The sequence below is a fragment of the Bifidobacterium sp. LH_491 genome (assembly GCF_056356495.1).
Genome location: NZ_JBKEUI010000001.1, coordinates 528,553 through 552,012 on the forward strand (window position 1 = coordinate 528,553; position 23,460 = coordinate 552,012).

18 protein-coding genes are annotated in these 23,460 nt (G+C 61.5%); 9 read left to right on the forward strand and 9 right to left on the reverse strand.

All coding sequences use genetic code 11. From position 1 onward, the window contains the following. Window positions 1-29 precede the first annotated feature (29 nt). From AC1AWK_RS01740 to AC1AWK_RS01755, 4 genes are all read left to right on the forward strand, one after another. A complete protein-coding gene (locus AC1AWK_RS01740; RefSeq protein WP_476567609.1) occupies window positions 30-2,003 on the forward strand; it encodes a glycoside hydrolase family 20 zincin-like fold domain-containing protein in 1,974 nt (657 codons plus the stop codon). 22 nt (window positions 2,004-2,025) lie between these two features. Next, a complete protein-coding gene (locus AC1AWK_RS01745) occupies window positions 2,026-2,973 on the forward strand; it encodes an ROK family protein (RefSeq protein ID WP_476567611.1) in 948 nt (315 codons plus the stop codon). An 88-nt stretch (window positions 2,974-3,061) separates the two neighbouring features. Further along, the gene (nagB, locus tag AC1AWK_RS01750; protein ID WP_476567613.1) at window positions 3,062-3,874 is read left to right on the forward strand and encodes a glucosamine-6-phosphate deaminase; all 813 of its coding nucleotides are present in this window, start codon (window positions 3,062-3,064) and stop codon (window positions 3,872-3,874) included. Between the two features lie 42 nt (window positions 3,875-3,916). Beyond that, entirely contained in the window at window positions 3,917-5,173 is a 1,257-nt protein-coding gene (locus tag AC1AWK_RS01755) for an N-acetylglucosamine-6-phosphate deacetylase (protein WP_476567615.1), read from the forward strand. 72 nt (window positions 5,174-5,245) lie between these two features. Here AC1AWK_RS01755 and AC1AWK_RS01760 read toward each other — a convergent pair whose 3' ends face one another. Next, the gene (locus tag AC1AWK_RS01760; protein ID WP_476567617.1) at window positions 5,246-5,767 is read right to left on the reverse strand and encodes an NUDIX hydrolase; all 522 of its coding nucleotides are present in this window, start codon (window positions 5,765-5,767) and stop codon (window positions 5,246-5,248) included. Between the two features lie 51 nt (window positions 5,768-5,818). Beyond that, window positions 5,819-7,411, reverse strand: a complete 1,593-nt coding sequence (locus AC1AWK_RS01765) for an aminopeptidase P family protein (protein ID WP_476567619.1) — start codon at window positions 7,409-7,411, stop codon at window positions 5,819-5,821. Window positions 7,412-7,641: 230 nt separating this feature from the next. On the opposite strand from AC1AWK_RS01765, the gene AC1AWK_RS01770 reads away from it, so the two are divergent. The 3 genes from AC1AWK_RS01770 (at window position 7,642) to nudC (ending at window position 14,029) form a co-directional block, all read left to right on the forward strand. Beyond that, on the forward strand, window positions 7,642-9,090 hold the full coding sequence (locus AC1AWK_RS01770; protein ID WP_476569527.1) for a bifunctional folylpolyglutamate synthase/dihydrofolate synthase: 1,449 nt from the start codon (window positions 7,642-7,644) through the stop codon (window positions 9,088-9,090). Window positions 9,091-9,098: 8 nt separating this feature from the next. Then, the gene (gene smc / locus AC1AWK_RS01775) at window positions 9,099-12,842 is read left to right on the forward strand and encodes a chromosome segregation protein SMC (RefSeq protein WP_476567621.1); all 3,744 of its coding nucleotides are present in this window, start codon (window positions 9,099-9,101) and stop codon (window positions 12,840-12,842) included. 95 nt (window positions 12,843-12,937) lie between these two features. Next, on the forward strand, window positions 12,938-14,029 hold the full coding sequence (nudC, locus tag AC1AWK_RS01780; protein WP_476567622.1) for an NAD(+) diphosphatase: 1,092 nt from the start codon (window positions 12,938-12,940) through the stop codon (window positions 14,027-14,029). A 144-nt stretch (window positions 14,030-14,173) separates the two neighbouring features. On the opposite strand, the gene AC1AWK_RS01785 is transcribed toward nudC, so the two are convergent. From AC1AWK_RS01785 to AC1AWK_RS01795, 3 genes are read right to left on the reverse strand one after another with little or no spacing between them, the layout of a single operon-like run. Beyond that, window positions 14,174-14,899 carry an aspartate/glutamate racemase family protein gene (locus AC1AWK_RS01785; protein ID WP_476567624.1) on the reverse strand — a complete coding sequence of 242 codons (726 nt, stop codon included), beginning with the start codon at window positions 14,897-14,899 and terminating at the stop codon, window positions 14,174-14,176. Beyond that, window positions 14,896-16,179, reverse strand: a complete 1,284-nt coding sequence (locus AC1AWK_RS01790; protein ID WP_476567626.1) for a carboxylate--amine ligase — start codon at window positions 16,177-16,179, stop codon at window positions 14,896-14,898. The genes AC1AWK_RS01785 and AC1AWK_RS01790 overlap by 4 nt, the downstream gene beginning before the upstream one ends. A 5-nt stretch (window positions 16,180-16,184) precedes the next feature. Next, on the reverse strand, window positions 16,185-17,714 hold the full coding sequence (locus AC1AWK_RS01795) for a Mur ligase family protein (protein ID WP_476567628.1): 1,530 nt from the start codon (window positions 17,712-17,714) through the stop codon (window positions 16,185-16,187). Window positions 17,715-18,002: 288 nt separating this feature from the next. On the opposite strand from AC1AWK_RS01795, the gene AC1AWK_RS01800 reads away from it, so the two are divergent. Next, window positions 18,003-18,662 (forward strand): sigma-70 family RNA polymerase sigma factor, encoded by a 660-nt coding sequence (locus AC1AWK_RS01800; protein ID WP_476569528.1) that lies wholly within the window; start codon window positions 18,003-18,005, stop codon window positions 18,660-18,662. 35 nt (window positions 18,663-18,697) lie between these two features. Continuing rightward, window positions 18,698-18,952: a hypothetical protein gene (locus AC1AWK_RS01805; RefSeq protein WP_476567630.1), complete on the forward strand. Its 255-nt coding sequence runs from the start codon at window positions 18,698-18,700 to the stop codon at window positions 18,950-18,952. 183 nt (window positions 18,953-19,135) lie between these two features. Here the strand turns inward: AC1AWK_RS01805 and AC1AWK_RS01810 are convergent, their stop codons facing one another. The 4 genes from AC1AWK_RS01810 to AC1AWK_RS01825 all read right to left on the reverse strand — a co-directional run bounded on the left by AC1AWK_RS01810 (window position 19,136) and on the right by AC1AWK_RS01825 (window position 23,413). Next, window positions 19,136-19,210: a 50S ribosomal protein bL37 gene (locus tag AC1AWK_RS01810; RefSeq protein WP_003817083.1), complete on the reverse strand. Its 75-nt coding sequence runs from the start codon at window positions 19,208-19,210 to the stop codon at window positions 19,136-19,138. Window positions 19,211-19,289: 79 nt separating this feature from the next. After that, a complete protein-coding gene (locus tag AC1AWK_RS01815; protein WP_476567632.1) occupies window positions 19,290-20,243 on the reverse strand; it encodes an aldose 1-epimerase family protein in 954 nt (317 codons plus the stop codon). Between the two features lie 102 nt (window positions 20,244-20,345). Then, window positions 20,346-21,371 (reverse strand): LacI family DNA-binding transcriptional regulator, encoded by a 1,026-nt coding sequence (locus tag AC1AWK_RS01820; RefSeq protein WP_476567634.1) that lies wholly within the window; start codon window positions 21,369-21,371, stop codon window positions 20,346-20,348. 2 nt (window positions 21,372-21,373) lie between these two features. Then, the gene (locus AC1AWK_RS01825) at window positions 21,374-23,413 is read right to left on the reverse strand and encodes a glycoside hydrolase family 31 protein (protein ID WP_476567636.1); all 2,040 of its coding nucleotides are present in this window, start codon (window positions 23,411-23,413) and stop codon (window positions 21,374-21,376) included. Between the last annotated feature and the right edge of the window lie 47 nt (window positions 23,414-23,460).

Sequence of the window (23,460 nt, forward strand, 5' to 3'; positions counted from 1 at the left end):
TATACGCGACAATCACAAAGGAGTAAAGTATGGCGAACGAATGGTGCGGCGAGCCCGGACGATGGAGCCTGGTGCCTGCCCCGAAAACAATACGACAAACCGGGTCAAACATGATGCTGCCTGCAATGGGACGCATTGTGGTGGTTGACCGTATGCTCGATTCGTATGGCGTGTTAGCCATGCAATTGGCCGATGATATTGAAGCGGCACAAGGCCTGCGTTGGGATATCGCCGTGGGTGAGCGTTGGGCTGGCGATATCGAGATACGTCAAGACAGGCAGGTCGCCGCGCAAGGGTACACGCTTGATGTTACGGCGGCGGGAGTAATCATTAAGGCTTCCGACGCGGACGGAGCGCGTAATGGTGCGCAAACCTTACGCCAGCTCATTCGCCAAACTGCGCCGGCGTTGCCGATCGTAGCTATCGAGGACGAGCCGGCATATACGGTACGAGGATATTACTTGGATGCCACTCGCGGACGCGTGCCTACGCTTGCGTGGCTCAAACAATGGGCCGACACGTTGTGCCTATATCGCTTCAACCAGTTGCAGCTCTACATTGAGCACACTTTCATGTTTGAGATGATGAGCGAAACGTGGCGTGGCACCAGTCCGCTCACGCCCAGCGATATCATTGCCTTCGATCAGTACTGCGCAGAACGCGGCATAGAACTCGTGCCCTCGGTCTCGACGTTCGGGCACCATTACATGGCGCTGCGCACCCACACGTGGCGGTCGCTTGGCGAGTTCCCCGAAGACGCGGAGCGCGCCTATAGCTTCGTCGAACGCATGGAACACCACACGCTCAACATCACCGAACCGAAATCATTTGAGTGGTCATGCCGCCTCATCGATGAATACATGGGGTTGTTCCGTTCCAAAAAATTCAACATCGGCGCCGACGAAACCTTCGATCTTGGTAAAGGGCGCTCGCGCGACGAAGCGCAGCGTCGTGGGGTGGCGTCCATGTATGCCGATTATGTTTCTCGGCTATGCAGGCATGTCAGCGAGTCTGGGCGTGAGCCCATGTTCTGGGGCGACATTGCCATTGAAATGCCGCAGATTCTGGACATGCTGCCTACCGACGTCACGCTGTTGAATTGGTTGTACGATCCCCAGGTAGATGACAGCAAGGTGCGTCTGGTAGCGCAGTCTGGTGCGAAACAGTATGTGTGCCCTGCGGTGTGGTGTTGGAATGCACTGTTGCCGCGTGTCGATGACGCATGGAACAACATTAGCCGTATGGCGTTGTATGGCGTGGATCATGGGGCAGTGGGTTTCCTGGTGACAGATTGGGGCGACTTCGGCCATGTCAATGATCCGCGCATGGCGTTTGTCGGTATGGCGTATGCGGCCCAGTGCGCATGGAAGCCAGTGCCAGTCGAGGCGCAGCCGCAGGTGGACGAGGCTCTGGAACTGGTGGCATTTGGCGCGGCCGCTGGTCCGGTGATACGCCATGTGCGGGCGTTGGGTGAACAGGTGGCGTTCGGCTGGGATGATGCGGTGCGTTATCTGGAATTGGATGATGGCAGAGGCGGCTTGAATGATGACGTGCTGAATGTGGTGGCGAATACCTATGATGCCGATGGGCGTGAAGGTGTGCGCGACGCCTCGAGCGTTGAGCAAGCTCGCGTGTGCTTGCTACGGAGAATGCGGCAACGGCTGTCTTGTGTCGATGTGATGAATAGTGAACTCGACAGGCAGATGATGGCGTTGGCGAAGGTAATGCCGCGTGCTGCGGGTGCCGAGTGGCTGCGCCCGATGTTGATTGCTGCGCAAGGTCAGCACTTGCTCAACCAGTGGGGAACATACATGGCCGTCCATCTTGGCGTTGAAGTCAGCGTCGATGATACCGATGGCATGGCGCTGGCGCAAGCGTTGGAATATTGGTGTGAATCGTATGGGCAATTATGGCGTCAAGTCAGCCAAGAGTCGGAATGGCGTCGCGTGGCGTCGGTGGTGTGGCGTTGCGCCGATGCGGCGCGTGCTGTTGCAAGGCGTTGAAAAAACTTAGGAGGGAGTCATCATGGCAGAAGAGGAACGTCGTATGCTGGTCGGCGTTGATGTCGGCGGTACGAAAATCGAGGCGGTGGCGGTTGATGATGCCGGCACTGTGCTTGGCAGCGAACGAGTGCCGGCGAGGCCGGGCGCTGACTTGGTGGTGGATGATGTCGTAGCTGCGGTGACCGTGCTGTGCGAGCGTGTCGGGCGTACGCTGTCAGCAGTCGGCGTAGGCATTCCCGGACAAGTCGATAGTGCGCGCGGTATTGTGCGTTCGGTGGTCAACCTCGATATTGACGAGTTGTATTTGGCGGATCGGCTGCGTGAGCGCCTGGGTGTGCCGGCGTGTGTGGAAAATGATGTGAATGCTGCGGCGTTGGGTGCTGCCGTGGTGTTGGGTGAGGTCGGAAGTGGAGGCGATGGCTCGGCTGAACCTTCGCCGGTGGTGCTGCTTAATTTAGGTACGGGCTTGGCTGCCGGTGTGGTTGAGCGGGGGCGTATTCGTCATGGGTTCAGCGGCGCTTTGGGTGAAGTCGGGCATATTCCGGTCGATCCCAACCAGTTGCCGTGTCCCTGTGGGCAGCGTGGATGCTTGGAGACGGTGGCTTCTGGTGGGGCGGTGTGCCGGTTGTGGCCGCAAGCCGATCCACCGATGCCTGATGTGCTGCGACGCGCTGCCGAAGGGGAAGGCGAGGCGATTCGTGTGCGTGATATCGTCACGCACGCCATTGTCGATGCGTTGCAGATCGTGGTGCAGGCATATGACCCGCGGCGAGTGGTCATCGCTGGAGGCATGGCTAAAACCGGGCAGCCGTTGCTGGATGCGATTGCGCAGCAGCTGCAGGTCCGGGAGCAAAGCTGTCCCTTCCTGACTGGTTTGCGCATAATGAAACGGGTGAGTTTGGTGCCGTCGAGCGAGCCGGTTGGGGGCATTGGCGCCGCTTTGGCTGCTCGGTCGCGTGTCGCGCAATGACCGCAAGTGGGCGTATGGTTATTTATGACAAGAAAGTTAACGATTACCGAATGGCCGGGAATCGTAGTCAATGAGGAAAGGGTGAGACATGCCTGAAATCATTATCGTGAAGGATGAGCAGGAGGCTGGCGAGATCTACGGCCGTTGCGTAGCCGATTTGATCAAGTCCAAGCCGCAGGCCGTGCTAGGTCTGGCCACCGGTTCGAGTCCGCTGGCCGCCTACAAGGCGTTGTCGAAGATCGTCAAGGAGGAGTCCATTGACGTTTCCAAGGTGCAGGGCTTCGCCTTGGACGAGTACATCGGCTTGCCGTTGGGGCATCCGGAGTCCTATCACAGCACCATTCACCGCACGGTGGTCGAGCCTTTGGGCATGAACCCCGAGCTGGTGCATGTGCCGGGCGATGTGCTCGACGGTGCTTCCCTGGAGGATGGTGACCGCATTCGCAACGCCGGCGTGAACTACGATGCGGCGATCGAGGCCGCGGGCGGCATCGACGTGCAGATCCTTGGCATCGGTACGGATGGCCACGTTGGGTTCAACGAGCCGGGTTCGTCGCTGTCGTCGGGTACACGCATCAAGACGCTGGCCGAACAGACCCGCGTTGATAACGCTCGCTTCTTCGACGACGACATCAACCAGGTGCCCACCCACTGCATCACGCAGGGCATCGGCACGATTCTGCGTGCCCGTCACTTGGTGCTGTTGGCGTTCGGTGCAGGCAAGGCCGAGGCCATCGCGGAAACCTGCGAAGGCGGTATTTCGGCATTCTGCCCGGCTTCGGCGTTGCAGCTGCACCCGCATGCCACGGTGATTGTAGACGAAGCGGCGGCGTCGCGTCTGCGTCACAAGGACTACTACAAGTATTCCTTCGAGCACAAGCCTGCCTGGCAGGGCATCTGATTGCCCGCGATTGGCGTGTGTGGAAAGGAACGCTGACTAATCATGACTGCATCTCGTGAAGAGATTGTTGCTCGGGTAACCGAAGCTATCGAGGGAAAGCCGGGCCTTGTCGCCATTCGCGGCGCTCGCAAGATCGATGCCCGTGGCGTGCAGGATCATTTCTGGCTGGTCTCGCGCGATGGCGTCATTGTGGCCACTGGCACCGATGACGAGGGTTTTGGGCAGGCATGCCGTGGTATCGGTATCGATCCGAACGATGAAGCGCAGGTGGTGGATGCCCACGGTCGCGTGATGACGCCGGGCTATGTTGACATTCATGCGCATGGCGCGTGGGAGAAGTCCTTTGACGATGGTTTGGACGGCATTGCCGTTGCACGTGCCGGTCATGCCATGCACGGAACTACCCGTCAGGTGTTGTCGCTCATCACTAATCCCATTGATGTGATGTGCGAGAACCTGCGCAATGTGCGCCGTTCGATGGATGCACGCCCCGACGTGTTGGGCGCGCATCTGGAAGGCCCGTTCCTGGCGATGAAACGCAAGGGAGCCCATGATCCTGAGTGTTTGAAGGATCCGGTGCCTGAGCTGGTGGACAAACTGCTGGAGGCTGCTGATGGCTGCCTGCGCCAGATCACCATTGCGCCGGAACTGCCGCACGGCTTGAGCGCCATCCGCCAGTTTGCCGAAGCGGGCGTGGTGCCTGCGGTCGGTCATTGCGATGCCGACTACAGCATGGCCAAGCGCGGCTTCGATGCCGGTGCCGGTTTGATGACGCACATGTTCAACGCCATGAACGGATTGCATCACCGCGAGCCGGGCCCGATTCCCGCTGCCGTGGAGGATCCGCGCGCGACCATCGAGCTGATCAACGACGGATTCCACGTCGCAGATCCGATGCTGCGCTTGGGCTTTGACTTCGCGCCGCATCGTGTGGCCTTCGTGACGGACGCCATGGCTGCCACGGATTGTCCGGACGGCTCCTACAAGCTGGGTGCCTTGGATGTGAACGTGATGGACGGACATGCTCGACTGGTGTCCAACGGAGCGATCGCAGGGTCCACGTTGCTGCTGGAGGTGGCGGTGCAGCGTGCGGTGAACGTGCTGGGCATGAGCCCGGTCGAAGCGGTGGAAGCCGCTACGTTGACTCCGGCAAAGGCGTTCGGCTATGACCGCGAGAACGCGGTGACGGGCGCCCCCTTGGGCTTGTTGGCTCCGGGCTTTGCGGCCGATGTGCTGCTTACCGATCCGCTGTCGTGGACGGTTGACGAGGTCTGGTGCGCTGGTCGCAAGCTTAAGTAAGCGACCATGCCGACTAACGTAAGGGGCGGGTGTTCATGGGAACGCCCGCCCCTTCACTTGCAACTTCAGATGTTAGCGCAGCTCGCCGTGTACCGCGAATAACGCATGCCGGTCTCCCTGCTCGGCGCGGCGCAGGAAGTCGCGAACGTAGCCGATACGCTCCACGCTGGAAGACGCCATCGGCGAGGGCAGGTCATCGGGGGAGAACCAGCCTACGGTAAGGCTTTCGTCATCACCCACGAACGGGGTGCCGTTGCCGTTCGGGTCAACGTCGCACAGGAACAAATGATCCATGTACATGGTGCGGTCGCCGTTGTCGTAGACTAGTTCCCGGTCGCTGGACTTGACGCCGACGAAGTCGCTGACCACCGCATCGATGCCGGTTTCTTCCTTGATTTCGCGTACTGCCGTATCCGCCGGTTCTTCGCCGGGTTCCACAATGCCGCAGACCAGCGCCCACAGGCCGTTGTCGGAACGTTGGCCCAGCAGCACGCGGCCTTGGTCGTCGCGCACATACGCGGTGATGCCCATCATCCACAGCAGGTCGTGGCCGATTTTTTCACGTAGATCCAATACAAACTGCGGGGTTGCCATAGTGCCTCCTGACATTGTGACGATATTCGATGGCGGCCGCGCGGCGAGCCGTCAGCCCAGGTGCGCCTGGTCGCGCATCCACTGCTCGACGTCGGCGACGCTCTTGGGGATGTCGATGGACATCCATTCGGGGCCATGCTCGGTCATGAGCACGTCGTCTTCGATGCGCACGCCGATGCCGCGGAATTCGGGCGGCACCAGCAGATCGTTCTCCTTGAAGTACAGGCCTGGTTCGATGGTGAAGATCATGCCGGGCTCGATGGTGGCTCCCTGATATGCCTCATAGCGGGCTTGGGCGCAATCGTGCACGTCCAGTCCCAGGTGATGGGCGCAGCCGCAGGCGTGCCAGCGGCGATGGTGCTGTCCTTCGGGGGAGAGCGATTCTTCGACGCTTACCGGTAGGATGCCCCAATCGTGCAGTCGTTCCGCGAGCACACGCATGCAGGCGTGGTGGATGTCCGAATAGGTGGCGCCGACTTGTGCGGCTTCAAATCCAGCGTATTGCGCGCGCAGCACGGTTTCGTAAATGTCGCGCTGCAGCGGGGTGAACGTGCCGTTGACGGGGAAGGTGCGGGTGATATCGGCGGTGTACAGGCTGTCGGTTTCCACACCTGCGTCCACCAACAGCAGATCGCCGTTGCGTACCACGCCGGTGTTGCGCATCCAGTGCAGAATCGGCGCATGCGGTCCGGAGGCGATGATCGAATCGTAGCCGACGGTGTTGCCCTCCTCGCGGGACACCGAATTGAACGCGCCTTCCAGCATGCGCTCGGAACGAGGCTGGTCCACTACCTTGGGCAGTCGGGTCAGCAGACGGTCGAAGCCATGCTTGGTGGCGGCAATGGCCTTGCGCATTTCGCGTATTTCATAGTCGTCCTTCAACATGCGGGCTTCTGCGGCGAATTCGTGCAGCTTGTCGTCGTCGGCGTTGTTGGCATTGGCGTCGGGGTAGCCGTTGCCTTCGCGCACCTGCTCGACCAGCGCCGTCACCGACGGGTCGGCTGCGCGTACCACGCGTACGCGCACGGCGCCCGTTTCGTTGCCAACGTCCTTGCTCAACGCGTCGGGCAGTTGGGCAATGTCATAGGTGGCGATGCCCGTCATGGAGGCCAATTCAACCAGACCGGCGCGGGCGCCCACCCAATACTCGCCATAATGCGCGTTGGTGTAATACTCTTCGGTGCTGTTGTCGGCGCGGGGAGCGACGAACAACGCCGCGGTGTGCGTCTGCCCTTGTTCGGCTTCGGCGCTGCCGGGTGTCACCGGGTTCAGCACCAGGACGGCGCCCGCCTCATAATCCTGACCCAGACCGGTGTAGTACGCGAACGTGGTGTCCGGACGGAACGCGTAATCGCAATCGTTGCTGCGCACCTTGGGCTGTCCGGCGGGAATGACCAGACGCTCGCCGGGGAATCGGCGTCCCAGGGCCGCAAGTCGTGCGGGAATGTAGGCGCTGGATTCCAGCGGTTCGGTATCTGGCTCCTGATCGTCCCAGCCGGAGGTCATAAACGTTTTGAATACGTCGCCGGTGGGGCGCAGCGTGCGATTGTTGACTCGGTCGTCGACGCTTTGGTCGTCGCCCGGCGCCATTGCCGCCTCCTGTGCCTCGTAAGCCTTGTCCTGTGCGGTAATGACGTCGCTCATGCTCGCTCCTCATGCATCATGTCGAATTTCTTGATGTACCGATTCCTATGGTAGTGACACCGATGTAATTGCGCGTGTTTGCCCCGGCAACGTTCGCCATATGGGCAAGATGGGCGGCGGATCGAATCGGCGTGCGTCGCCCGTGCCGCCACGTTCAGGCAAGGCACTAGAATGAGGTGGGTTTGCAGCAGGGCGTCACACGCCCGTTACGGGAAGGCGGCGAGGGAATCGTGTCATGGGAACATCCGAACGGTGGACAGTTAAACATTGCCGAAGTGGAACGTGCCATCATGGGGCGCGCTCCGGAACATAACACCACGAATCTTGACCTCGACCGTATGACAATGATGCTGGATTTGTTGGGGCATCCCGAACAGTCGTTCCGCGTCATCCACATCACCGGCACCAATGGCAAAGGCTCGACCGCACGAATGGCCGAAGCGATCTGTCGCGCCTACGGGCTACGCACCGGACTGTACACCTCGCCGCATGTGGAACGCATCAACGAGCGCATCGCCATCGACGGCCAGCAGTTGGATGATGAGACGTTCGTGGACATGTGGGAGCAAATCAAGGATATGGTCGCCATGGTGGACGCCGCCATGGAGCGTGCCGGCAAACCCGCGATGAGCTTCTTTGAAGTGCTTACTGCGATGGCGGTATGGGCTTTTGCCGACGCTCCGGTGGATGTGGCCATTGTTGAGGTTGGCATGGGCGGCGCATGGGACGCAACGAACGTGCTGGACGCGGATGCCGCCGTCATCGGGCCTATCGACATGGACCACATGCAGTGGCTGGGCGACACAATCGAACAGATCGCCACCGAAAAATCCGGCATCATCAAGGACGGATGCACGGTAGTGGTCGGCCACCAACCGCACGCCGACGCCGTAATGCCGATATTGCAGCAGGCAGCCGGTGAGCATAACGCTGACATGATATGCGACGGCGACCAGATGGAAGTGGTGTCGCGCATGCCGGCGGTAGGCGGCCAAGTGGCGACGCTGCGCACCCCGCTCGGTACCTACGCCGACGTACCCATCGCCAAATTCGGCGCCCACCAGGCCCATAACGCCTTGGCGGCGCTCGCGGCCTGCGAGGTGGTGCTGCCGGTGGCGGGTGCCTTGGACGGCGATGTGGTGGGCGAAGCGCTGAGCGGTGTGATCGTGCCCGGCCGTATTGAGCAGGTGCGTTCGTCGCCGACCATCATCGTCGATGGCGGACACAATGTGCATGCCGCTGGGGCCTTGCGTGATGCCATTGAGGAAAACTACGACTTCCAGCAGCTGGTCGGCGTGGTCGCCATGATGAAGGATAAGCAGGTCGAAGAGTATCTTGGCGTGCTTGAGCCGCTGCTGAGCCATGTGATTGTGACGGAGAATTCGTGGCGTGAGCGCGTGATGCCTGCCGATCAGTTGGAGCGGCTTGCGGTGTCGGTGTTTGGCCGTGACCGTGTGACGTGCGAGCCGTCGTTGCCCGATGCCATCCAGGATGCGGTGAACATGGTGGATGCCGACGACGAATTGGGGGTGGGCTACGGGCACGGCGTGTTGATTGCGGGCAGTTTCGTCACTGCCGGTGATGCGCGTGCTATGTTGAAGGAGCGGGTCAATCCTGAGCTGATGAAAACGAAGGCGCAGCGGGTGCATCCGGATATGGAAACGCCGCACGCGGAATAGGCGGCAGCATGTATCTCAAGGAACTCACGTTACGTGGCTTCAAATCGTTCGCGTCCGCCACGACGCTGCGGTTTGAGCCGGGCATTACGGCGGTGGTGGGGCCGAATGGTTCGGGCAAATCCAATATCGTCGATGCGCTGACGTGGGTGATGGGCGAGCAGGGTGCGAAGAATCTACGCGGCTCGTCCATGGAGGATGTGATTTTCGCCGGTACGTCGAGCCGTCCGCCGTTGGGTCGTGCCCAGGTGTCGTTGACCATTGACAACAGCGACCATGCGTTGGATATCGACTATACGGAAGTGACGATTAGTCGTACGATTTTCCGTAATGGCGGGTCGGAGTATGCGATTAACGGCTCGTCCTGCCGTTTGTTGGACATTCAGGAACTGCTTAGCGATACCGGTTTGGGCCAGCAGATGCATGTCATTGTCGGTCAGGGGCGGTTGGATGCGATTTTGAAGGCCGATCCCAGCGGTCATCGCGCGTTCATCGAAGAGGCGGCCGGTATTCTCAAGCATCGCAAGCGCAAGGAACGTGCGTTGCGCAAGTTGGCCAATACGCAGGCCAATGTCGACCGGTTGGATGATTTGCTGCGTGAGATTCAGCGTCAGCTGGGGCCGTTGGGTAGGCAGGCTCGTATTTCGCGGCGTGCGGACAGTATTCAGGTGAGTTTGCGTGACGCCAAGTCGCGTATCTATGCGCAGGATGCCAGTGTGGTGATGCATCGGCGAGAGCAGGCGATGCAGGCGTTGCGTCAGGCGCGTGAGCAGCTGCGGCAGGTGCAGCGAGACATGGCTCGGGTCAACGCGCAGATCGAGCAGGTGGAGGCGTTGAGCGCCCAGGCCAATCCTGACATCGACCGTGCCGATGCGATGTGGCATGCGTGGGAGCGGGCGCAGGAGCGGTTCCGTTCGGTGGCGTCGCTGGCGCAGGAGCGGGCGCAGTCGGTGCGTGGGCAGATTGCGCCGCCGGGCGGCGAGGATCCGCAGATGCTGTTGCGTCGTGCCGATGAGTTGGAGGAGCAGCGGCGCGATCAGGAACGTCAGGTTGAGGATGAACGGTTGGCGTTGGACAAGGTGACGCAGGAGCGTGCCGAGCATGAGCGCCGGTTGGCGGCGGTGCGCCAGACGTTGACCGAAGTGCGTAAGGCCATTCAGCAGCATGACGCCCACATGGCTGGTTTGCGCGAGCTGGTGGCCAAGGAGGAAGGCGCGGTGCGGCTGCAGGAATCGCGGCAGCATGATTATGCCGAACAGTTGCAGGCTGGCGAGGAGCAGCTTCGGCAGGCGCGTGATGAAGTGGCTCGGTTGGAACGTCAGACGCATGCCGATGAGGATGATGGCGGTGCGGCGTTGGACGCGGCTTGTGAGACGTTGGCTCGTCGGCAGGAGGAGTTGGACGCCGCTCAGGGCGCGTGCCGTCAATTGGACGATCAGGTGATTGCCTTGCAGGCGAAGGCGGATGCCTTGCAGGATACTTTGCAGGCCCGCGATGCCAACGGTGTGTTGCGTCAGGATGCCAAGGTGGGCGCGTTGGGCAGGCTCACAGACTTCCTGCAGGTAGTCGAGGGTTGGGAAGAGGCGGTATCGCATGCTTTGGAGGGGTATGCCTCGGCCATGGTGGTTCCTCATGCCGAGGCCTTGCGGTACGCCCTATGGCGTGCGTGTGAGGATAAGCTGGGCAAGGCTGCTGTATTGCATGCCACCCCCGGTGGTGATGGCGTTGATCATGACGAGGTGCTGGTTGACGGGACCCTGATTGACGGGGTAGGGGCTGGCGGGGAATCGGACGATATGCCGTCGTTGGCGCGGATGGTGACGATGCGTGACGGCGTGGCCGACGAGCATGTGGCTCGTGGGGTGGTGGCCTCCGTACGTATGCTGTTGCGCGATGCGGCCGCTGTGCAGGATATGGATCAGGCGTGGCGGGCGATTGAAGCTGGCTGGCATCGTGCGGTGACGATGCGCGGCGAGGTGCTGACCGCTGGCGTGGCCGCGGTGGGTGGCTCGTCGTTGTCGCATAGTGAGTTGGCGTTGGCGGCGCGGCGCGACAAAACATTGGCGCAGATCAAGCAGGCGAATGAGCGTCAGAAGTCGTTGCGTCAAGACGAGCGTCGGTGCATGCAGGCGCGTGACGAAGCGCGCCAGCAGGTGGAGCAGGAGCGTGCCAAGCGTACGGAGATTACCGTGCGTGCCCGTCAGGCGCAGCAGGCGTTGCAAGAGGCGCAGCAGCGTGTGGTGGCGCAGGAGAAGCGGCGTGATGACATTCATGCCCGTATGGCGCAGGCGCAGGAGGAGCTGCGTCGTCATCAGGCGGCATTCGAGGATGCGCGGCAGGCGTTGTCGTCAGCGCGTGAGGATGGACGTCAGGAGCTTGATCTTGAGGCGTTGCACGAGCGTGAGCATCGTTTGGAGCAGGAGCTGATCGCTTCGCGCGAGCAGGAAACCTCTGCGAAAATCGCGTGGGCGCAGGCTGCTCGGTCGGTCGAATCGCTGCAACGGCAGATCGGATTGCTGCGGGACAATGCCCAGGAGGCGCAACGTCGGCGTGAGCGGGTGGCGCAGCAGAATGCGCGTCGGCGTGAGCGGGCCGACAAGTTGGAACGGCTCGCCTGTCAGGCGCGGGTCATCGGCGAGGCTGCCGCGTGTTGTGCGCAGGCGATGAAGAACCGCCGCGAGGCGTTGCGGGCGTCGATGAGTGAACATGACGGTCGGCTGCGCCAGTTACGTGCGAAGCGCAAGGAATGGGAACCGCAGGTGGCGCAGTGGACGAAGCGCGAGCACGACTTGGATATCGAACGCGAACGGTTGGCGGGCGAGCAGGGTGCCATCGCCCAGCGCATTGCGGACGAATTGGGGTTGGACGTGGCGCAGTTGGTGTCGTCGTATGGTCCTGACCGTCCGGTGCCGGTATTGGATGAGTCTGGTCAGTTGGTGCCTTTGCCACATGCCGAATCGGCGCAGAGCGGGGAGATGGAAAGCCAGCAGACGGACGTTCATGCGAGCGAGCCTGTATCGATTGCCGACGTCGATCCGAGCCGGTATCGCACAGTGCCCTATGTGCGCGAGGAGCAGGAGGCGAGGCTGCGCAAGGCGGAGCGCGATTTGGCGGCGTTGGGCAAGGTCAACCCGTTGGCGGCTGAGGAATATGATGCGTTGCAGACGCGCAACCAGTATCTTCATGACCAGCGCAACGACGTGGTGCGCAGCCGCGATGATTTGCTGACTTTGATTCGTGACTTGGATACGACGATGGTGGAGGTGTTCAAGTCGGCGTTTGAAGACACGGCGCAGGCGTTCGAGCGGGTGTTTGCCACGTTGTTCCCCGGAGGACGCGGCAGGCTTCGGTTGGAGAATCCCGACGATCTGCTGACCACCGGCGTGCTGGTGGAGGCCAGTCCTGCGGGCAAGCGGGTCAAGCAGTTGAGCCTGCTGTCCGGCGGCGAGCGGTCGCTGACGGCGCTGGCCTTGCTGTTGGCGATTTTTACCGCCCGGCCCAGTCCGTTCTATGTGATGGATGAGGTGGAAGCCGCGCTGGACGATGTGAATTTGAATCGTCTGATTGCCGCGTTTGAAGATTTGCGCGAACATGCCCAGCTTATTGTGATTACCCACCAGCAGCGCACGATGGGTATTGCGGATGCGTTGTACGGCGTGACCATGCGTGCCGATGGCATTACGGCGGTGGTGAGCCAGCGTATGGCCGACCATAACCGTGAGTCGGAACGGGGCGAGGTTTCGCCGGCGTCGTAGGGATGCGGTGTTTCGTAACGGCGTGCATGGCGTGGCGTGCGGGACAATGGATGTAACGCCGTACATGATGGTGTGACGGCCGGGAGGTGGTTCTGGTGAGTGCGTTGTGGGATGATGCGTCGGTGTTGCCCTTTCTGCCGTTGGCGCAAGGTGATATCGACTATGCAGTGGATGCTCGCGGCGATATGGATGCGGTGTTGGAGGTATTGCGCCGGCCCGCGACCACGGTGATGCTCACCCGTTCTGGCATGGTTGCCGTGCCGAAGGGGCAGGGAAAGCCTTCGATATTGTCGGCGGACGGCATGCGGTTGGCAACGTTGCCCGGCAGCTATGTGGAGCGTGAAATCGGCCAGGTGCATGATGCCATCGCCATGGTGTTGGGTACCTATGGCGGGGTGCGTGACGAGCATATCGTGGCGGTGGATATCACCCATGTGGGTGAAGGGGAGCGCGGTTTTGCCGTGCCTGATGCGGCGCATGAGGGGGTGGACGATGAATTTGATGAGGTATCGTCGCCGTGCGCCCCGATGGCGCAGCGTCCCATGTTGGAACAGGCCGTGCATCGTTTTGATTGGGCGGATTTGCGTACGTTCGCGCCGCGGGCCAGCGCCAGGGAGGCAGGACAGGCCACCACGGCGGTGACGTTGGGATTGTGGCATGCGCGGCAGCGGCATTGCCCGATGTGCGGCAGTCGCGTGCAGCCGGCGTTATCCGGCTGGGCGCAGCGGTGTACGTCGCCGCAGGATGGCAATCGCGTGGTGTTTCCTCGTATCGAGCCGGCGGTGATTACCGCGGTGATGGACGATGAGGAACGGCTGTTGGTGCAGCATAACCGCGCGTGGTCGGACGAGCGGTTGTATTCGGTGTCAGCCGGATTCGTCGAGGCGGGTGAGAACCTCGAACATGCCTGCCGGCGTGAGGCATTGGAGGAAGTGGGCATCACGGTTGATGCGGTGCATTATGTAGGTTCGCAGCCGTGGCCGTTCCCGGCGTCGCTGATGATGGCGTTTATGGCGCATGCCGCGACCACTGCCGTGCGTATTGATGGCCGCGAGGTGACGGATGCGCGTTGGATGTCTCGCGACGAGTATCGACGGGCGATTACCGACGGTACGATGGTGGCGCCCGGCAAGGCCACTATCGCACGGTATATGATCGAGCACTGGCTGGGACACCCGCTGCAATAATGTGTGCGGGCTGTGCGGCTGGCGTGGGGGGGGGTCACGGGTTGGTGTTGCGGGCCGCAAGGCCTGTGGGCGGCGTTATGTCTGCAACGGCCGTAAGCCTGCAAACCCGCGCGCCGCGCGTATGCCGCGCATAGGCTTAGGGGCTTACTGGCGCAGTTGGCGCGCCAACCGGATGGTTTCGTCCACCACCACGGATTGCGCGTCGATAAGCGGCCAGTCGTCGTGGGGGAAGGCGTCGTTGAGTACGCTTAATTCCGTGCAACCGAGAATCACCGCGTCGCAGCGGTAGTGGCCGTCGGCGTCGAGCATGGCATCCATGACGGCACGGTAGTGGCCGTCGTCGAGCACGCCGCTTTTGACGTCCTCGTAGATCAGCGCGTCGACTTGGCGTTGCAGTGCCTCGTCGGGGAGCAGATACCGGTAGCCCGCGGATTCGATGCATCGCTGGTATACGCCGGCGACGCGCGAGCCTTCCGTTCCCAGGAATCCTATGCGCGGATGGGTTGCGGCCGGATAACGCCGTTCGAGGGATTCGACCGCCAGCCGGGGCATGTGCAGAATCGGCGCACGGGTGAGCGATTGGAAGCGTTCGTAGTCGTAATGCGCGGTATTGCAGGTGAGTACGAGGAATTGCGCGCCGAGGTCACCGGCCTTGCGAATGTCGTCCGCAATGGCGTCGAAAGGGTCGCTGGCGTCGGGGCGTCCCAGAATGTAGGCCGTACGGTCGGGCACGGACGCGTCGTTGAACACGATGTAGTCCAGGAATTCCTGATCGGTATGCGCCTGCGTGCGTGCGTTCAGCACGTGGATGTAACTTTCGGTGGCCAAGGTGCCCATGCCGCCGAGTACGGCGAAGAACGGTCGCATCATAGGCGTGGCGTCCCGTCGGTGGTGTCGCCCGTTTGGTTGGCAAGCGTTGACTTGTCGGTGAAGCAGGCGTCGTAGTTCTTGCGGTAGATGGCGAACATGTGGCGCAGCATCAGCCAGCGCAGCGGATTCATGTCCTTGCGGTATTCCAAGGTGGTGCCCCAATTGCCTGCGTCGAGCATGGCCAGTCCGCGCGCCTTGTCGTCGCCTTCGCGCACATAGTCGCGGAAAATGGATTGGGGGATTTCCAGCCACAGCTTATCGCCTTGTCCGATGAGCGGTTCGCCGTCGAACGGCGTGTCTTCGACGAGGTCGTCGACGAAATAACGGGCGAGGTTGAAGCCGTTGAGCGTGACGAAATAGCTGGAGCGTCCTTGACGCAGGTTGATTTCAAAGAGTTTGTATTCGCCGTCGCGTTCGTCGTATTTCATATCGAAGTTGGCGACGCCCTCATAGCCGATGTCCTGCAGGAACGCCGCGATGCGACGGCATAATGCGGGATTGTAGTCGGGGATGATGGCGGCGTAGTTGCCCACGGCGATCGGCGTGGGGTCTTCCAGCAGCGGGTGGCCGAGGAACATCATGCGCACGCGGTGATGCTGGTCCACGTAGGCGTTGAGTACGCGCATGCGTGAGTCGTCGCCGGGAATGAAGTCTTGAATCACCATGGTGGAGGTGTATCCCGCGTCGTAGGCGCGGCGAATCATGGTGTCCAATTCGTCGGGGTTGTCGAAGATATAGGCTTTCTTGCGCCCTTCGAATTCCACATGCAGCCATTCGACGCTGTTGGCGGGCTTCATGGCCACCGGATAGCCGAACGGCAGGTTGCGGTGCTTGCCGGCGGCTACGTCTTGGGCGGTGACGCAGTAGGTTTGCGGGTGCGGTAGGTCGTAGCGGGCGCACAAATCGTAGAAGGACGATTTGAGCGAGAGTTTGCGGGCGAGCGCGATGTCCAGCGTGTTGTACACGAAATATTCGGCGAGGTCGTCGCCGCATTGGCTGAGCAGATTGGCGTACAGGTCGCCGCAGGGAATGAGCAGCAGCACGCGGTCGGGGTCTTCGCGCTTCATGCGCTTGCCCTCTTCGAGCATCGTCTGACGGAAGGTGACGAAGTTGTTGAAGTCGGGCACGATGGTGATGTCCACGATGCGACTGAATTTGGTGGGGCTGAGCTGGAAGTACGCGTAAGCCTTGGAGCGAATGCCGTAGGCTTCGTGGAACGCGCGTGCCATGCCGTATACGTTGATGTCGCTGCCGAGCAGAATCGGTTGGAATCGTGTCATAGTCGTTACCTTACCTCAGAACCGGTGCTTGCCGTGGTGTCGCCGTGTGCGAGAAGCCGGCGCACGATATGGTCGTCGCCTTCGTAGGGCTCGTGTTTGCCGTTGATGGTGATGTATCGGTCGTCGCCTTTGCCGATGACCAGTACGACATGGTGTCGTGTGTTGCCGCCTTGTTCGCTGGCCTGTGCGGCAGCTTGTGTCGCGGCCTGTGCGATGGCTTGTGTGATGGCTTGTTCGCGGTCCTCGATGTAGGTTACCGTTGCGCGCTCGTCGGTAACGTGCCGGGCCATTTCATCGGCAATGTCGCGGGGCTGTTCGCGGTCCGGGTCATCGGTGGTGAAAACGAAGGTGTCTACCTTGCCGTCAGCGGCCTGGACGATGCCGGCGCGGCGGTCCAAGCCTTTGCCTCCGGCCGATCCGGTGACCAGGGTGATGCTCGGGTCGTCATACCACTGGCGCACGGTGTCGATAAGCGTGCGGCAGCTCAGATAGTTGTGGGCGAAGTCCACGACCACGGTGAGTCCGTTCGCTTCTTCGAAGCGTTCCATGCGGCCGGGCACGCTGACTTGCTCAACGGCGGCGAGCGCGCGGTGGTTCTCCGTCCATCCGAGCGCACGGGCGATGGCAATGGCGGCAGAGGCGTTGTCGTGGTTGAAGTCGCCTGGCATGGAGAGGTGATACTGTGCGCTGTCGTCGCCGTCGAACAGCTGTATCGGAACCTGATGTGCCTGCGCATCCTGCTCGATCAGCGGCAGGTAATCGGCGTGCGCGTTGACGACCAAGGTGCGGCTGTGGGCGATGATGCATCGCTTGCAATACAGGTAATCCTCGAAGGTGGGATGCTCGATGGGGCTGATGTGGTCGGGGGAGATGTTCAGCAGCGCGCCGACATCGAAGGTGAGCCCGTAGACGCGGTGGACTTTGTAGGCTTGGGAGGAGACTTCCATGATCAGATGGGTCATGCCTTGGTCAACGGCCTGGCGCATCATCCGCAGGGCATCCAGGGATTCGGGCGTGGTCAATGCCGAGGCTTGCCAGGTGCGTCCGTCCAGACAGTTGGCGACGGAGGACAGGAGTGCCGCATGGCCGTCGGTGGCTGCTGCGGCGATGGCGTGGGTGAAGTAGGCGGTGGTGGTTTTGCCTTTGGTGCCAGTGATGCCGACAAGTGTCAGCTCACGGTCGGGGTGTCCGTAGTATTCGCCGGCGAGTACGGCCAGAGCCTTGCGCACGTCGTTGACGATGATGCCGGCGGTGTTTGTATGCGCAGAGAAATCGGTTTCGGCGACATACGCGTATGGTGTGCCGGGAGTGGACGAGAGATATTCGGGGCGGAACTGGCCTTTGCATACCAGCATGGCGCCGTCGATGGCGTCGCGGCTGTCATAGGTGAGTGTGCTGATGGGGTCGTCGGCATGCGCGATGTCGTCGGGATTCAGCGTCCATTGCGTGCCTTGGATGACCTCGCGCAACAGATGATGCTCGTTCAGCGCGTCGAGGGCGCGGCGGATGGTCAGCGTCGGCTGGTGGATGGTCATGGTTCGCCTTCTTGTTGAAATCATTGCGGGCTTGTGCTGGTTCGCCCTCGACGATGGTACTCCTTGGGGAGCCTTATCCGCATCATATCGGCATTTTCGCCACGGTTCCTGCAATACCCCGGCGGGTGGCTGTGCTCTCGAGTGCCACCGACGTGGGCGGCCAGATATGTCAAGTATCCTCACAATTGCGCATACGCGCCGCTTGTACGACATGGATACAATGGCATTGTGACTGATGAGCGGCGGGAAACCTTGGGAGAGCGACGGCGATGGTTCGAGCGGTTAGCGATGCCGGCGGTGAATGCGTTGTACCGCCAGGCGATGAAGTTTACGAATAATACCGATGATGCGCAGGATTTGGTGCAGGATACGTTTGAGCGTGCGTTCAAGGCCTTTGATTCGTTTGAGCCGGGCACCAATATCGAAGCGTGGATGATGACCATTGAGCGCAACGTGTATTTCAATCAATATGCCAAGGCGAAGCGTCGTCCACAACGGTCCAACGATGCTACTGGCGAATATGACGATTGGGATATCTACACGGCGTCGGGACATACTTCCGAAGGACTGAAATCCGCCGAGCAGCAGTATCTTGATACGTTCGCTCCCGAAGAGATTGTGGCGGCGTTGGGCCGGTTGTCTCCCGAACGTCGGCAGGTGTTCATTGACACGGCCATTGATGGCAAAACCTATCAGCAGGTGGCGGACGAGCAAGGCGTGAAGATTGGTACGGTGATGAGTCGGCTGAACCGCGCCAGAACGCAGTTGAAACGCGAACTTGCGGCATATGGCCATGAGCGCGGGTATGGTCGTACACCGGCCGGTGGCGCATCTGATCGTGTGTGGGACGGCCGGCAGTCGGCGTCCGGTGGTGCGGCGGATGCGGTGGATGGCAGCCAGCTGCGGCGTTCACCATCTGCGAACGTCGGTGAGGGGCAAGGGCGATAATGGACGCAGGGACGTCCTTGAGGAAAGGAGCGGTCATGGGTGGCTCGGTGGAACGGCATAGTCATGTTGCGGTGGTTCGTCATGACCGCGATGGTGTGACGACGCGCACGGATATTCACGTAATGTCCGTGGAAGATGGCGACTGTTTCGATCCGGAACGCTGTTGCGACGAATACGAGCGTGAGGTGATCGCCTTGATGCGTAATTATTTGCGTCCCGACCAAGCGCCGGAATGTTTGCGCCGTCGTTTGCGTGAGATGCTGGATCGCTGCTGCGGGGAGTGCGACTAGCGTCCGACGGCCGTGCGGCCTGTTGCGCGGGAGAAGTCAGTCGTTGTCTACGATGCATTGGCTGGTGGCGCTCGCATATTGATGGCAATGTGAGACATACCAAGGGCATATACGAGAACCCCGCCGGTGCAGCCTGTGCACTGTCGGGGTTCATGGTTGTGTGGTGCGTTGCACCGACAAGAATCAGGCGTTTGGCCTCTTGCCGTGGTTGGCGGCCTTCTTACGGCGATCCTTGCGCTTACGTCCGCGCATGCCCATGATGGACTCCTTTACTACTGATTAATAAGCCTTCCGCATTGTTGCACATTGTCGGGACGTTCACAAGTCCTGTGGTGCTTCACGCGCGGTTGGCCTTGATGAACAGGCGGGTGCTGGTGTGTTCGCCGGGCTTGATGACGATAAGCTCATTGCCGGTGTTGAAGGCGTTGGCGTAGGCGGTTTGCGGTTCGACGGCCACACCTGCCGGGTGTGACTCGGCGGGGAAACCGGTGCCGGTGCACACTTGGAACGAGGTGATGGTGTCATCGCCGCCCACACGCACCTGCAGGCCGTCGGGTCGGGTGAACACTGCGGTGACGGTACCGTCGGCATCGTGGTGCAGGTCGGTCCAGGCGTCGTCAAAGGGCTGTTCGGTGAGCAGCGGGTTGGTGCGCAAGTCGTACTTGGTACCATCCACCGGCTCGGTGCCCGTGGGCAGCAGGCGGTCGTTGACGGTGACGTGTGTGTCGGCGGGCACGGTGAGTCGGCATTGCGCGTTGTGGCCGTCGATTTCGTCGCCGTATCCGTTGAATCCGTTGGCAAGCCAGGGGTGGATGGCCAACGCCCACGGTGCGTTGACGTCTCCGTTGTTCATGGCGGTGACGTTCAGGTGCAGTCCGTCGTCGTCCAATTCATAGGCGGCGAACACGATGACGTCGAAGGGGTAACCGTTCATGTTGGGCACACGCCAGGAGAGGGTGACGGAGGTTTCGTTCAGGCTGATCAGCTCCCATGCGCTGCGGTAGCCGTAGCCGTGGATGGCATTGTTGCGGTCATGCTCGTCGATGGGCAGCGTGTAGGTCTTGCCTTCGAAGGTGTAGGTGCCGTCTTCGATGCGGTTGGGGAACGGGATGAGGATTTGCCCGTGGCAGCAGGTGACCAGATCGTCCGCGCCCAACGGCACGACGATGTCCTCACCCTGATAAGTCAGGCGGCGCAATGTAGCGCCAACTTGGGTGATGGTGGCGTGGTAGTCGCCGTGGCTAATGGTGTATTGATGTCCCGAACGTGGCGAAATGCCGGTCTTGCTCATAATCACTCCCATAGTGAGTATTGAAAATGTTACCGCTCACCATCCTACTGCCGTCACGGTTCAAACGCGCGAATGCACGGCAACAAATCGCTGCTCGCAACGCTATGCGGCGCGTTCGGCACTGCCGCGGCGCGCCAGGGTGTATGGCAACTCTTGGGTACGTGGCGCCAGTGTGGTGTCCCGATGCTCGAGTCGGGAGAGCAGCAAATCGAGACAGGCCCGGGCGGTGACGGCCGGGTCGATGACGATGCTGGATAGGCCTGGAGTGGTGTATTGGCCGTCCCTGACCCCGTCGAAACCGATGACGGCCACATCCCGAGGTACGTTCATCTTGGCGTCAGACAAGGCCTTGAGCGCGCCTATGGCTATCGGATCGTTCAGGCAGCACAGCGCGTCGAACGGTACGTTGCGCGCGATGAGGTCCGCGGTGACGACATAGCCTTGTTCCCGATCCCATCCACAGGCGATCACCATGTCCTCGCGGAAAGCGACGCCGTGCCGCTTCAGCGCATCCAACGCGCCATGCAGGCGCAAGCCGGACGAGGTGTTCGGTGGGGACGCAAACGCCTCGTCGGGGTTGGCGCCGATGATGATGGGTCGGCGATAGCCTTGTTGCAACAGATGGTCCATGGCGGACGCCATGCCGGCGCGGCATGGCGTCAGTACGCAGTCGACGCTGGCGCTCATAGCAAAGCCGTCGAGCACCACCAAAGGGTGCGCGGCGGCGTATCGGGTCAGGGCTTCCACGTCGCTTGACGGCCAGCAGACCACGGCGCCGTCGCAGAGCTGCGCCACGGCATGGTCCAGCATGGTGCGCTCGCTATCTTGCGAGCATCGGGTTTGCTGGGCGAGCACCTGATATCCGCGTCGGCCCGCCTCATCGGAGAGGCAGGCCGCGAGGTCGGCGGGGAAAATGAGGTCGAAGTCGGCCACGGACAGTCCGATGATGTGGCTGCGGCCCGAACTGAGCCGTCTGGCGGCAAGATCGGGTCGGTAGTCCAGCTGGCGGGCGGCTTGCAGTACGCGCTGCGCGGTTTGCCGACGTACGCAGGTTTTGCCGCGCAGCGCATTGGACGCCGTCATCCGTGAGACGCCGGCCAGCCGTGCCACATCATCGAGTGTCGTCATGGTCACAGTATATCGGCCAGGCCGTGGTCGCGTCCGTCACGGGCATAGAGTGGCACGACATCGATGGGAGCGTCGGCCTGCACCCAGGTGCCTCCTTCGATGGCGTTGCCGGTGCGCACATCGGTCCAGGTGGCTCCTTCGGGCAGGTAGACGCGGCGTGCGGTGGCGCCTGCTTCGGTGACCGGTGCCACGAGGATGTCCGGGCCGAAGAGGTATTCGTCGGCGATGTCGGATGTCGTCTCGTCGTTGGGGAACTCGTAGAACAGGCCGCGCACTATGGGCTGGCCGGATTCGTGGGCTTGTTCGAACAGTTCGCGCGTGTGGGGTCGCATCGCCTCGCGCACGTCGATGTAATGGCGTACCACGCGTTCCACTTCGGGGCCGAAGCTCCAGGGTTCGTTGTCATCGCCGGTATGCACGTGTGTGATGGCGTTGCCACGTTGGTCGAGCACCGGATGCGAGCTGGGGCCACGGTCGCCATGGTTGCGCATTACGGGGCTGAAGCAGGAGAACTGGCACCAGCGCATGTACAATTCCTTGAAGGCATCCGTGGTGATGTCGCCGCCCATGAAGCCGCCCATGTCGGTGGTGAACCAGGGGATGCCGGCCATGCCCATGTGGATGGCGCAGGTGATTTGGGCCTTGAGGTCATCGAAGGTGGAATGCACGTCGCCGCTCCATACCAGGGCGCCGTATCGCTGCGATCCCGCCCAGGCCGCGCGGGCGAGGCTTACGGTTTGTCCCTGCCGTCCCATGCGCTGCTGTCCGTCGTAGAAGGTCTTCGCGTACAGCTGGGGATAGATGTTGCCTACCTTGTGCACCGGGCCGGCATGGAACAGGTAGTGCGCGTAATCATAGTCGCCGCCCCACTCTGGTTCGGCTTCGTCCAGCCAGAAGGCGTCGATGCCGAGGTCGGCGTAGTTGCGGCGGCATAGGTCCCATACGAATTCGCGCGCTTCGGGATTGGTGGCGTCGAAGAACTGGCTGTCACGCGGCCACCACATGCCGACGTCTTTGCCCTGGCGCGTTTTGGCGAGGAAGTTGCGGCGTTTCATGGTGCCGTGGTTTTCGGACTCCAGGTCGATTTGCGGACAGACGGACACCATGACTTTGACGCCCATGTTGTGTAGCTCGTCGCACATGGCCTTGGGGTTGGGCCAGAATTCCTCGTCGAAGCGGAAATCGCCCATCAGCGGCCAGTGGAAGAAATCGATGACGATGAGGTCGAGCGGGATGCCTTCTCGGTGGAAGCGGCGCGCGGTTTCCAGCAGCTGCTCTTGATTCCAGTAGCGCAGTTTGCACTGCCAAAATCCCATGCCCCAGTCAGGCATCATGGGGGCATGGCCGGTGGCGTTGGCATATTGGGCGAGGATACGGGCGGGAGTGTCCGCCGCGGTGATCCAGTAGTCGATTTGGTCACTGGCACCTGCGGTCCAGGTGGTGCGGTTACGGCCGAAGCTGACCTCGCCTACGGCCGGATTGTGCCATAGGAAGCCGTATCCGGCGCTGGATACGACGAAGGGCACGCTGACCTGCGAGTTGCGGTGGGCGAGTTCCAACGTGGAACCTTTGAGGTCCATGATGGGCTGCTGGTATTCGCCCATGCCGTACAGATGCTCATGGTGCGGGCTGACGAAGGTGACGCTGGGGGATGCGGTGCCGTACTCGGTGGGATGATGCGCGCGCGCCCGCCAGCGTAGGGCACCGCCGTCGCCTGCCTCTTGCAGGAGGGTGTCGCCGTGTTGGTTGAGGAAGTGCAGGCGGCATCCGTTGGCGTCGGCGTCGGCGTCGGCGTGCAGCACTGCGGTGATGTCCCCGTATCGCAGGGCGGCAGTTCCGTCGTCGATGGTGCAGGAAAAAGCGCTGTCGTCAAAGGGCTGGTCGAGCAGGGCCCAGGTGGTGTCTTCGGGTGGGGTCATAAGGCGTGCGCGTACGCGGAGGCTGTTTGCGCCCCAGGGGTCGACGCGCAGATATTCGCCGTCGCCGGTCCAGGTCAGGCTGTGGTCGTGCAGTGTGAATCCGTAAGCGTTCGGTGTGGTCATGTCGCTCCTTGCGTGGTGTTGTCGTCGGAGATGGAGTTCGGTGTTTC